Source organism: Sphingobacterium rhinopitheci (assembly GCF_022627575.1).
In the GTDB taxonomy this organism is placed as follows: Bacteria; Bacteroidota; Bacteroidia; order Sphingobacteriales; family Sphingobacteriaceae; genus Sphingobacterium; species Sphingobacterium rhinopitheci.
In genome coordinates this window covers 58,219-71,612 of record NZ_JADEYQ010000016.1, presented here as the reverse complement: position 1 = coordinate 71,612, position 13,394 = coordinate 58,219, and the positions used below count along the sequence as shown (strand labels likewise).

At 34.7% G+C, this 13,394-nt stretch carries 8 protein-coding genes; 7 read left to right on the top strand and 1 reads right to left on the bottom strand.

What is annotated here, in order from left to right:
* Positions 1-893 precede the first annotated feature (893 nt).
* The 7 genes from IP023_RS12985 (at position 894) to IP023_RS12955 (ending at position 11,522) form a co-directional block, all read left to right on the top strand.
* On the top strand, positions 894-1,976 hold the full coding sequence (locus IP023_RS12985) for a family 43 glycosylhydrolase (RefSeq protein WP_241790822.1): 1,083 nt from the start codon (positions 894-896) through the stop codon (positions 1,974-1,976).
* A gap of 4 nt (positions 1,977-1,980) precedes the next feature.
* The gene (locus IP023_RS12980) at positions 1,981-3,033 is read left to right on the top strand and encodes a glycoside hydrolase family 43 protein (RefSeq protein ID WP_241790821.1); all 1,053 of its coding nucleotides are present in this window, start codon (positions 1,981-1,983) and stop codon (positions 3,031-3,033) included.
* Positions 3,034-3,221: 188 nt separating this feature from the next.
* Positions 3,222-4,286 (top strand): efflux RND transporter periplasmic adaptor subunit, encoded by a 1,065-nt coding sequence (locus tag IP023_RS12975; RefSeq protein WP_241790820.1) that lies wholly within the window; start codon positions 3,222-3,224, stop codon positions 4,284-4,286.
* Positions 4,287-4,296: 10 nt separating this feature from the next.
* A complete protein-coding gene (locus IP023_RS12970) occupies positions 4,297-7,374 on the top strand; it encodes an efflux RND transporter permease subunit (RefSeq protein ID WP_241790819.1) in 3,078 nt (1,025 codons plus the stop codon).
* Positions 7,375-7,420: 46 nt separating this feature from the next.
* Positions 7,421-8,680, top strand: a complete 1,260-nt coding sequence (locus IP023_RS12965; protein WP_241790818.1) for a TolC family protein — start codon at positions 7,421-7,423, stop codon at positions 8,678-8,680.
* Between the two features lie 261 nt (positions 8,681-8,941).
* On the top strand, positions 8,942-10,351 hold the full coding sequence (locus IP023_RS12960) for a Gfo/Idh/MocA family protein (RefSeq protein WP_241790817.1): 1,410 nt from the start codon (positions 8,942-8,944) through the stop codon (positions 10,349-10,351).
* A gap of 82 nt (positions 10,352-10,433) precedes the next feature.
* Positions 10,434-11,522 (top strand): formylglycine-generating enzyme family protein, encoded by a 1,089-nt coding sequence (locus IP023_RS12955; RefSeq protein WP_241790816.1) that lies wholly within the window; start codon positions 10,434-10,436, stop codon positions 11,520-11,522.
* 703 nt (positions 11,523-12,225) lie between these two features.
* Here IP023_RS12955 and IP023_RS12950 read toward each other — a convergent pair.
* Complete coding sequence (locus IP023_RS12950) at positions 12,226-13,392, bottom strand: tetratricopeptide repeat protein (RefSeq protein ID WP_241790815.1); 1,167 nt, start codon at positions 13,390-13,392, stop codon at positions 12,226-12,228.
* Positions 13,393-13,394: the final 2 nt, after the last annotated feature.

Below are 13,394 nucleotides of genomic sequence, written 5' to 3'. Positions count from 1 at the left end.
TTCCGAACAGAGAAGTTAAGCCCGCCCGAGCCGATGGTATTGCCGTAACAGGTGGGAGAGTAGGTCGGTGCCTTTTTTTAAACAGAAGCCTTAGAGAAATCTAAGGCTTTTTGCGTTTATAGACTTTTTTACGCTAAAGAAAACGGATCTATGTTGTTTTCCTGATGGCAGGAAGAATCTCAAAACATGATGTTTTTAGATGTTTCACTTTGTTCAACATGACATGGTAGAGTTACATTGTTTTCCTGATCGCAGGAAGGATCTCAAATGATGATGTTTTTAGATGTTTCACTACGTTCAACATGACAATCTAAATACAAAAAAAACATTACTTGTCATCCTGATCGCAGGAAGGATCTCAAAAGATGTTGATATTTAGATGTTTCACTACGTTCAACATGACAGTCTAAATACAAAAAAAACCTTACTTGTCATCCTGATCGCAGGAAGGAACTCACAAAAGATGTTGATATTTAGATGTTTCACTACGTTCAACATGACAGTCTAAATACAAAAAAAACCTTACTTGTCATCCTGATCGCAGGAAGGATCTCAAAAGAATTTGATGTTTAGCTGTTTCTGGAGTTTATACCTTTGGCATATATGGCATGAGAATTTGGAGAATCTTTTAAGATCATTACAGTGAGTTATCCATTGTAAAGGGATCTGTAGCAGCATTAGAATTAGGAATAAATCCAGATAACATATAAATTCGCTTGTATTGATTATAGGATTTTTGGCGTAAAATAAATCTTGCTGGATATTCTATTCTAATTAACTATTTTTACTATTTTAGTTTTATCTATTGATTATAAATGATTTAGTAATTGATTGCCTTGCTAAATAGTAATTATCTGTAGTAGTATTTTAACACCAATTATTATAAATTATCTATGAAAATCAGTTTAACCTGTATTGTATGTGGAATAATATGTTGTAGTTTTTCATTTACTAAACCTAAAATCAAAAATGTAGCTATTTTATATAATGCAAGTGATACTTCTTTAATTCAATATTCTAATCCTGTTTTTACGCCTACATTAGCCGATCCTACTATTATTTACGATGATAAAACTCATATGTTTTATGCTTATGGTACGGCAGATAATTGGGCGGATGGTATTGGAACAAGGTTAGTACCTATCCTAGTATCACCTAATTTATTAGATTGGACTTATGTAGGTAATGCGTTTAATGATTTTACTAAACCTAAGTGGAAGGAAGGAGGGTTGTGGGCACCAGATATTGTAAAAGTAAATGACAAATTTCATTTGTACTATTCGATTTCAATTTGGGATGATCCAAATCCTGGTATAGGTGTTGCCGTGGCAGATTCTCCAATCGGTCCTTTCATTGATTACGGCCAGATTATTAGTAGTAATAAAATAGATGTTCCTAATTCTATAGATCCCTTTTTTTATGAAGAAAATGGAAAGAAGTATTTGTTTTGGGGCAGTTTTAGCTCACGTAGTACGCAAGGAATTCATGGGATAGAATTATCATCTGATGGATTAAATATTAACAGTATAAGTAATAAATTTAAAATTGCAGCCGGTGATTGGGAGGCTGTAGTTATTCATAAGAAGAATGATTATTATTATATGTTTGGTTCTAAAGGAAGCTGTTGTGAAGGCAAAAATAGTACCTATCGTGTTTTGGTGGGGCGATCCAAAAATATTAAAGGCCCTTATTTGGATAAGGAAGGTAATGATATTGCAGAGCGGGATAATGGTACTTTGATATTGAAAGGTAATAAGCAGTTTGTAGGGCCTGGCCATAATTCACGAATATTAACCGATGCTATTGGTAATGATTGGGTTTTGTACCATGCAATAGATTCCAATTTCCCCAAATTGTCTAATGGCGTTAATCGTAGAGTTTTATTTGTCGATCAAGTGATTTGGTCCGGTGGATGGCCACTTATTAATAATAGTTACCCAAGTATACAAAACCGTATTAAACCTAACTTCAATTAGTATTATGAGAATAGTAATGTTTATTTTTTTAGCGCTCTTTTATTTTGGTCATATCACTATAGCACAAGTCATTAATAACCCTTTAGAAGTATCTTTTGGTGATCCTTTTATACTCAAAAGTAAGGGTAAATATTATTTGTATGGTACAGGCAATACTGCAAATGACAATGGATTTGTAGCCTATTCTTCAGATAACCTGCAAGATTGGAAATCTGAAGGCTTAGTTTATTCTAAGGAACAAAAGAATTCCTGGGGTATCAACTCCTTCTGGGCTCCCGAAGTCTATGAAAAAGAGGGGAAGTTTTATTTGTTTTATAGTGCTCAATGGAAAGAAAACCCCACGAATGAACTTGAGAATTTTAAGATAGGTGTAGCAGTAGCGAGTAGCCCTTTAGGACCTTTTTTGGATTTATATGATCGTCCTATTTTTAACCCCGAATATCCAATTATAGATGCCAATGTTTTTTGGGAAGATGGCAAAGTATTTTTATACTATTCTAGATGTTGTTATAAACATGCTGTAGATAGTGAAGTGGCTGATTGGGCAAAATGGAAAAATTATTTTGACAAAATAGAAGAAAGTTGGATTTATGGTGTGGAATTAAAACCTGATTTCTCAGGTATAATTGGTGAACCAAAACTATTGCTTTCTCCACCTAAACGAATGAATGAACATGAGTGGGAGAGTAGGTCTGTGACATCCAATGAGGTTGGTAGAAGGTGGACGGAAGGTTCCTTTATTTTCAAAAATGATAGCATATATTATATGTTATATTCTTCTAATAATTTTGATGGTGAAAACTATGCTATAGGCTATTCCACATCTAACTCTCCTTTGGGACCGTTTACCAAATCTGTATATAATCCTATTTTGCAAAAAGAAGGTGGTGTTACTGGTACTGGGCATAATAGTTTGTTATTCGATAAAGGTAAAATATTTGCTGTATACCATGGTAGAACCGCTAAGACAGGGCATAAACGTATGGTATTTATTGATGAGTTAGAGATATTGAAAAATGGCAGACTGATTATCTCTGGCCCTACTCTAAAACAATAAAATTACTTTTAATAGTATAGAAAAATGGGACATATGTCCCATTTTTCTATACTATTAATTAGGAATACATAAATTGCTATTGATGTAAATAATAATATCTTTTATAATAATAATTTTACATCCTAATTGTTATATAAACCCTATCTTGTTGTCAGTTTGTAAACGACAATACATCTTTTCCTATTATTATGAGTAAAAAAATAACTTTTTTTTTAATATTCTTGTTGATTCTTGTAGCAGGCTTAGTTTCCTATCGATTATTTGTTAATTCAAAGAATAACGATAAGAATAATATGGGGGCAACTGCTGGTAAATCTGCTAGTACCGTATTTGGTATGGTGGCAACAGGTGAAGCATTTGCGGATTTTCTTTTATTGACAGGTACCATAGAAGCTAATGAAATAGTAGAAGTACGCTCTGAAATTTCTGGATTAGTAGAATCTTTAAATTTTATGGAAGGAGCTACCGTTAATGCTGGACAGGTCTTAATTAGTATCAATGATGCTGAATTGAGGGCACAACTTTCTCAAGCGCAGACGCGCGCTACCTTAGCGTCAGAAAATGAAAGAAGAGCAAAGCTCTTATTAGAAAAAGAAGCAATCAGTCAAGAGGAATATGATATTGCAAGTGCTGATTTTCGTACGGCTAAAGCACAAATAGAGCTCATTCAGGCACAATTGCGTAAAACCTCTGTTTTGGCTCCTTTTTCTGGAAAAGTTGGATTAAGAAATATTTCTAAGGGAAGTTATATAACACCTGCTGATATTATTGTTCAATTGGTTAATATCAGTAAAATTAAATTGCAATTTTCTGTTCCTGAGAAATATGCCAATTTGGTGAAAGTAGGTGAAACAGTAACGTTTAAGATACAAGGTCTTGCGGAGGAATTTACTGCTAACATCTATGCATTGGAGCCTATGATTGATCCTGCTTCAAGGACTTTGACTGTTCGCGCGATTACGGATAATAATGGTAATAAATTGATACCTGGAGCATTTGCTAATGTAATTTTGCCATTACAGAATATACCGGATGCTTTATTGATTCCTACGGAAGCTTTAATTCCTATTCAGAATGGTAAAAAGGTATTCATTCAGAAAAATGGTAAAGCGAAGGAAGTATTAGTAGAAACCGGCGCAAGGACAGATTCTACTATATTGATCACAAATGGTATAGCTATAGGTGATACGGTATTGACATCGGGTGTGATGTCGCTCCGCGATGGTTCTGCTGTTAACGTTAAACTTAGATAAATCTTAGATTATGAGTTTATCTACATTAAGTATCAAAAGACCGGTATTGACAATCGTAATGAATTTATTGTTAATATTATTCGGTATAATTGGTTATTCTTTTTTGGGCGTTCGCGAATTTCCATCTATCGATCCGGCACAGATATCTGTCCGTACCAGTTATTCTGGCGCCAATGCTGAAATTATAGAATCCCAAATAACAGAACCTCTCGAGAAAGCTATAAATTCTATTGATGGTATACGTAATATTTCCTCTTCTAGTAATCAAGGCAGTAGCAATATTACCATCGAATTCAACCTAAATAAAAATTTAGAAGAAGCAGCGAATGACGTACGTGACAAAGTATCGCAAGCATTACGCAGTCTTCCTCAGGATATTGATGCTGCTCCTGTTGTCTCTAAAGCGGATGCCGATTCAGAGCCTATCATCACGATGACCATTCAAAGCTCTACCAAGAATGTATTGGAATTGAGTGATTATGCTGAGAATGTAATTGCGCAACGACTACAAACTATTCCTGGAGTTAGTTCGGTACAAATATGGGGGCAAAAGAAATTTGCGATGCGTCTATGGATAGATCCTGTTCGTCTAGCTTCTTATGGTTTAACGATTTTGGATGTTAGGTCTGCCTTAAATGCTCAGAATGTAGAGCTTCCATCAGGTAAATTGACTGGAAAAAATACGGAATTAGCTATTAAAACTATCGGTAATTTAGCTTCGGAGGAGGAATTTGGTAATATTATTTTAAAATCTACCGGAGATCAAATCGTTAGATTGAGCGATGTCGGTTCAGCTGCATTAGAAGCTGAAAATTTTGAGACTAATATGTCTGACTCTGGATATCCTATGGTTAGTTTAGCAGTAATACCACAGCCTGGAACGAATTACTTGGATATTGCAAAGCGATTTTATGAAGAATTTGATCGTATAGAGCAGGATATACCTGAAGGGTTTGAATTGAATGTAGCTATTGATAATACACAATTTGTTAAAAATTCCGTATTAGAGGTAGTAGAAACATTAATTATTTCTATTATTCTTGTGGTTATTATTATTTATGTTTTTTTCCGAAATTGGGGAATTGCATTTAGACCATTAATTGACATCCCAGTATCCTTGATTGCTACATTTTTTATCATGTATCTGTGTGGTTTTTCAATTAATGTATTGACCTTACTCGCAATAGTATTGGCTACAGGCCTTGTCGTGGATGATGGTATTGTTGTTACAGAGAATATCTTTAAGAAAGTGGAGGAAGGAATGTCTCCGATTGAAGCCGCAATTAAAGGATCTAATGAAATATTTTTCGCTGTTATTTCTATTTCTGTAACATTAGCAGCAGTATTTCTTCCGGTTATATTCTTAGAGGGGTTTGTGGGGCGTTTATTTCGAGAGTTTGGAATAGTTATTGGCTCTGCGGTTCTGATATCAGCCTTTGTATCCCTATCCCTGACACCCATGTTGAATGCTTATTTGATGAAAAGTGGGGAGCAAAAGAAGTCTAAATTTTATAATCGTACGGAGAAATATTTTGTGATGATCAATAAAGAATATGAAGGATCATTACGTAGTTTTTTACGTTTCAAATGGTTGAGTATAGCTATTGTCACTGTTTGCTTTGGATTAATATATTTATTCTTTCAAATATTGCCCAAAGAGACCGCACCTTATGACGATCGAAGTTATATAACTATGCGTGCAACAGCCCCTGAGGGAGTTTCTTACGATTATATGGATCGTTTTATGACTGATCTGGCACTGATGGTAAATGATTCAATTCCAGAGAAGAAGGTTAGTTTAGTAATTACTTCCCCAGGATTTGGTTCTGCATCCGCAAATAGTGGTATGGTTCGTTTGGGTTTAGTAGAACCTGGAAAAAGAGAACGTTCGCAAGAAGAAGTTGCTAATCAATTATCAAAATTGACGAAGAAATATTCTGAAGCGCGTGTCGCGGTATCACAACAACCTACCATAGCGGTAAATCGTCGTGGTGGTCTACCAATACAATATATTATTCAGGCTCAAAATTTTCAAAAGCTCGAACAAAAAATTCCTGAATTTATGGAAGAGTTAGCCAATGAAAAGACGTTCTCCATTACCGATGTAAACTTAAAATTTAATAAACCTGAGCTATATGTGCATATAGATAGAGAAAAGGCACAGTCTTTAGGTGTTTCTGTATTAGATGTGGCACAAACCTTACAAATGTCCTTGTCTGGACAGCGATTTGGCTATTTTATGATGAATGGTAAGCAATACCAAGTAATGGGTCAATTTGATAAAAAAGATCGCGCTACGCCGAATGATTTGACATCATTATATGTAAAAAATAATGTCGGTAACTTGATTCAATTGGATAATATTGTTGAGGTACAAGAACACAGTAGTCCGCCACAATTGTTCCATAACAATAGATATATGTCTGCAACAGTTTCTGCAGGATTAGCCCCTGGATATAGTATGGGCGATGGAATAGAAGCTATGGATCGTATTAAAGAGAAAGTGTTGGATGAGACGTTTACGACAGATTTATCTGGTGAAGCACGTGATTTTGTCGAAAGTGGTTCTAATACAACTTTTGCCTTTGGCTTGGCCGTATTGTTAATTTTCTTAATACTTGCTGCACAATTTGAAAGTTTCATAGACCCGATTATCATTCTACTGACCGTCCCAATGGCTGTCGCGGGGGCATTGTTTTCCTTGTGGTTATTTGGGCAATCGTGGAATATATTTAGCCAGATAGGTACGATTATGTTGATTGGTTTAGTAACTAAGAATGGTATATTAATCGTGGAATTTGCCAACCATATGCGCGAACAAGGACTTGAAAAATATGAAGCTGTTGTCTTAGCCTCTGAAGCACGTTTAAGACCTATTTTGATGACCTCATTAGCTATTGCACTTGGTGCCTTGCCTATTGCGTTATCTCTTGGTGCAGCTTCGACCAGTAGAATTGGTATGGGAGTAGTTATTGTTGGTGGTACGATGTTTTCTTTGATTCTAACATTATATGTAATACCAGGTTTTTATTTGATGTTTTCTAAAAAAAGAAAGCATCGCCCAGAATTTGATAATATTGAAGATTAAGATGAGAATATTTTTTTATACGATTTTTTTAACTATACCTTTTTGCTTGCCTTGTAAAGCACAATCTCTATTGACTATTAGAGAAGCTATAGATATTGCATTGGCTAATAATTATGATATCAAGCTATCTACTAATAACCTAGCTATAAGTAAAGAGAATGTAACCTACGGTAATGCTGGAATGTTTCCCCTTGTAACGGGTAATTTAGCACAAAATAATAATCTTCAAAATTCAACTCAAACACAACAGAATGGAGAGGTAAGATCTTTAGATAATGCTAAAAATAATAGTTTGACCTATGGCGTTAGTGTTGGCTGGACTATATTTGATGGGCTAGGTATGTTTTCTAGATATGATACTTTTAAAGAGCTCCATAAGCAAGGACAATTACAACTGAAGAGTACCATATTACAACGTGTATCTGATGTGATAACTACCTATTATACTATTGTCGAGCAACAAAATTTATTGAATGCGATAGATTCAAGTATCTTTATTTCTCGTGATCGATTGAAGACTGCAGAGAATAGATTTGAAATAGGTAAGGCTGCGCGTTTAGAAGTACTCAATGTTCAAGTAAATCTAAATGCAGATGAGTCTGCACGCTTAGTCCAAGAGAGTGTTGTAAATAATTTGAAGACTACGCTAAATAGCCTTTTGGTACGTGATCTGTCTACAGCGTTCACTGTGGTAGACGACGTTCTTATTGATGATAACTTACAATTATCTACTTTGTTGTCGCAAGCAAAAGAGCATAATCCAGATTTGTTGAATATCGGTTTAGCTAAGCGTATAGCTGAATTGGAGTTGAAAACCATAAAGGCTAATAGGTATCCGACTGTTCGACTGAATGCAGGATATAATTTCTCTAGGTCTGAATCAAGTCTTGGATTCGTTGCACAATCTAGAGCTAAAGGCTTGAATTATGGGGTTACGGCATCATTAAATATTTTTGACGGCTTGAATCAACGTCGCAATGAACGTATTGCAAGGATACAAATAGATAATGCTGGTTTGCTATATAATCAACAGACTGTTTTTTTAGAAACCGCAATGACCCAAGCCTTTCAAATTTACCGTACTAATATAGCTTTGTCTACAATAGAGGAAAAAAATGAAGCTATTGCACGTCAAAATTTAAATATTACTTTGGATAAATACAAGATAGGAACTATAAGTACGGTCGAATTTAGAGATGCGCAAGAGAATTATATAGATGCTGTATCTCGATACAATGCAGCAAAATTACAGGCTAAACTTTCAGAAATACAATTAAAGGAATTAGTAGGTAGAATTGATTTTTAGCTATTAATGCTTATTACAATAGACAAACGTTTACGTAATTTAGGGCAAACGTTTGCGTTCTTTTTTTATTTTTTATTGTAAGAATTAAGGACTATAATTGTATAGACAATACAGAATGATGTACTGTCCATAACCATTAAACCATATTCGATTATTTGGTTATTTGAAAGTTGACTGTTTAGTTTGTTTTAAAATAGGTGAATTTAGAGGGGGCTTTTGTCCCCTTTAATGTACTAATGAAATTGAAAACCCTAAAATACTATGAGTTCTAATAGAAGAGATTTTTTAAAGAAAGCGTCTTTATTATCTGCAGCAGCATTAGCTGTACCAGCAATAAATACAGAAGCTTTAGCGGCACCACGTTTTAATATGTGGGGATATGCAGCACCAAAAATTGATAAAGTAAGAGTAGCTGTAATTGGCCTAGGTATGCGTGGACCTGGTGCAGTTGATCGCTTATCATATATAGAAGGTGTAGAGATTGTTGCTCTTTGTGATAAATATGCAGATAGAGTAGCAAAAAATCAAAAAATATTAACTAATAAAGGTCTTAAAGAAGCTAAAGCATATTCGGGTGAAGATGGTTGGAAACAATTATTGAAAAACGAAGAATTAGATTTAGTTTATATTTGTACACCATGGGAATACCATGCTCCAATGGCTATTGAGTCGATGAAAGCAGGTAGTCACGTTGCTTGTGAGGTGCCTATTGGTTTGACAGTAAAAGAATGTTGGGAAGTCGTAAAAACATCTGAAGCAACGAAAAAACATTGTATGATGTTAGAAAACTGTTGTTATGACTTTTTCGAAATGTTAACATTGAATATGACTCGTCAGGGATTATTTGGTGAGTTAATTCATGCTGAAGGTGCTTATATTCATGATTTATTAGATCTTAATTTTAATAAAAATGGATATGATAACATGTGGCGTTTGCGTGAGAATATCAAATTGAACGGTAATTTATACCCGACACATGGTATTGGTCCAATTGCACAGTGTATGAATATCAATTCTGGTGACAGAATGACGCATCTAGTAGCTATGCAAACTGCTGATTTTATGATGGGTGACAAAGCTCGTGAATTAGCGGCTAAGGATTCTTTCTTCCAAGAGTTTGTAGGTAAAAAATACCGTGGTAACATGGATACTACATTGATAAAAACAGAATTAGGTAAGACGTTGATGGTACAACATGATGTTACTTCGCCTCGTCCTTATTCACGCTTACATTTGCTTAGTGGTACTAAAGGTTTCGCACAGAAATACCCTACAGAGAATATTGCTTTCGGTCATAGCTTCATTAGTAAAGATCAAATGAAAGAATTGTATGCTAAATACACGCCTGAATTGATCAAGCATATTGGTGAATTAGCAAAACAAGTAGGTGGTCACGGTGGTATGGACTTCATGATGGATTGGAGATTAATCGATTGTTTGCGCAATGGTTTACCTATCGATCAACCGGTATACGAAGGCGCTACTTGGAGTGCAATCGTACCATTGAGCTGTGATTCTGTAGCTATGAATAGTAAGAGTGTTTCTATTCCTGACTTTACACAAGGTGCTTGGAAAACTAATAAGCCTGTAGATATTACATTAAATGGGGGTGGTAATACGCCTATTAAAGCCAAAACTTCTAAGGATACGTCTAAGCAGTTAAATGTGTGATTACCCTAAAATATTTATAAATAAAAGAGCCAATTTAATAGTTGGCTCTTTTGTTTTTAGTATAATTTATTATTTTTAGTTAATGAAAAAGAATAAAATATGCTCCTTGATTATGCTTTTAGTTATTGGTGCTAGTACCATGTTATCTTTTCGACCATATACAGGAAATCAACTAGTGTATACCTCTCCATTGGATGCAGAACTAGATATGGCTACTAATATGCCTCATAGCTTTTTATCGAGTATGTCTACACCTACATGTATAGTAAATGACAGCAGTAAAATGATATTTGTACCAGGAGGAACTTTTAAAATGGGATCGTTAAATTTTGCTGATGCTCAACCTATACATGAGGTAACACTGAACTCTTTTTATATTGATGAGCATGAAGTAACGAATGCGCAATATGCTCAGTTTGTGAAGGAAACAGGATATATAACAGTGGCAGAGCGTGAATTAAATCCCAATGATTTTCCTGGGGTAGATCCTGCCGTACTTGTGCCTGGATCTGCGGTTTTTATATGTCAATCTCATGTTTCTGATTTAAGTAATCACTTGCAATGGTGGGATTATGTAGCTGGAGCCAACTGGAAACTGCCTGATGGCGAAGGGAGTACCAATAGTAAAGATTGGGAAAGACTACCTGTTACTCAGATTGCTTTCGAAGATGCTGAAGCCTATGCTAAATGGGCTGGTAAAAGACTTCCTACTGAAGCAGAATGGGAATATGCTGCTAAAGGAGGGGTTCATGATCAAGAAACTTATTATTGGGGGACCCATAAATTGGAAAATGGAAAATGGTTAGCAAATATTTTTCAAGGAACATTTCCTAATACAAACATTGCTGAAGATGGATTTATAGGTGCATCACCTGTAAAATCTTTCCCACCAAATGGCTATGGATTATATGATATGGAAGGTAATGTTTGGGAATGGTGCGCTGATTATTATCAAGCAGATTATTATCAAAATAGCCCTAAGCTTAATCCTAAGGGACCTAATAGCTCATATGACCCACAGGAGCCTAATCTAGAGAAACGCGTACAGAGGGGCGGATCTTTCCTTTGCAATGATCAGTATTGCGAAAGGTACAAGGCTGGAGCTAGGGGTAAGGCTGAGGTAAATAGCCCTACCAATAATGTAGGCTTTAGATGTGTCAAGGATATCTGAAAAACAGATATGAATAACAACTTTGGCGGCCTAAAAGATGTGAAAAATTGAGAACCCGGTCATCAAAAAATGGCGGAGTTGTTCTTTTTTTGTCCTTAATATTGAATAGGTAGAGGAGACCAAAAAGCGCTATGAAAGTATAATTTAAAGTCTTACTATCTAATAGTTCAAACCTAAATATTGCAAATATTTTAGAGCATATCCTTTTTAACCATCCCGTTAGATTCTTCAATGAGGGTGTTGCGCAAACTGGATTTTGAGGCTCTTATCTATCAATATAAAGGTAGCCTAGCTTTCAGACTAGCATACTTCTTAAAATTTTATTCTATGCCTATTTTATCAATTTCTATTCATATCGAAAGATTGAGGGCACCTTGTAGCTGAGTATCTCATTCATGTAGCTTTTGGCAATAGTACACCAGAGAACCATCAACTATTTTATAGGCAAGCGTCTTATTGTTAAAATCCATCATTCATATATACATTAAAATGATAGAGTCAATAGTATTGAGGTATATTGAATGCTTTTACAAAATCAAAAGAATTCAATTCCATATAGAACCAAATGAAATAAAATCGTTGTGCCACAATAAATCAAAAAAAGGGCAGTATCAGATGAAAATATACGTGAGTTAAAGAAAGCTCTAAAACAAAGAAGGTGCCTATATATAGACACCTTCTTTGTTTTAGAGTAATACTATTGTTATATAGCATCAATACGTGCTTGGATTTCTTGAGATTTTTCTTCTAATTGTAAGAAATCGTATAAGCTTTTTAATCCTTTTAACGCCATTTCGTTTTTAGGCTCGATACTAAGAACGGCAGCAAAATAGTTTTCTGCAGGTTTGATTTGCTCTTTTAAAGCTTCAATCTTAGCTGCATATTGTGTATTTGTTAAATTTTTATCTTCGTTTAATAATTGTATATCATCACGCGTAGAGTTTATTAACGTCACTGCTGCATTAAGGTTAGCATCTGTATAATTAGGGTCGATAGCTATAGCTTTTTTGTATGCTTCATAAGCATCTTTTGTTTTTCCACTTGCACTTTGAGCCAATCCTAAATAATAATATAATGTTTTGTTACCGCTATCTTTAGTAATTTGAGATTGAATATCAGCAATAATTTTGCTTTCATTTCCGGCGATCAAATTTAATTCGATATTTTGAGTTATCGCATTATTATCATTAGGATATTCTTTAGCTGCTAATGCAGCATATTCTAAAGCAGCAGTTGTATCCTTCACGGAAAGGAATAATTTTGGTAAATCAACAACTACAGTTTTGTGTTGAGAATAATCTCTCTTATCTAATAATTGTTTGTATTTCTCTATTCCTTTAGGATAATCAGAAGATTGAATAGCAGCTAATGCAGCATAATATGTAAGTGTAGTATCGCCTGGAGCGTATACTAAAGCTTGGTCAAACGAGTTATATGCATTGTTGAAATCACTAGCTTCCCAAAAAGCTACTCCTTGATTAAAGTTATACGCATAAAGAGTTTGCTCTGCTACACCGATATTCTCTTTGTTTTTGGCATCTTTATCTAATGATTTAGCAGTTTTGATGCCTTCTTCCGCTTTCTTTGCGTCTTCTGTACTTTTTTTATCTACAGCTAAATTGGAATATATTAAAGAATAGTATGTCCAAGTATCTGCATTATCTTTAGTCTTGTCATTAACAATAGCTAAGTCTATAGCATCTTTAGCTAGATTTAGAAATTTCTCTCCTAATTGTGGAGTACCTGCTGCTCTAAATTTTTCGTATTCTTGTATGTTTGAAGCTGCTTTTTTTACATTGCTTGATTGTGCGAAAGCAGTACTTCCTGCAGCAAGAATAGCTGATAAAATGATTGTCTTTCTTAAATTCATCT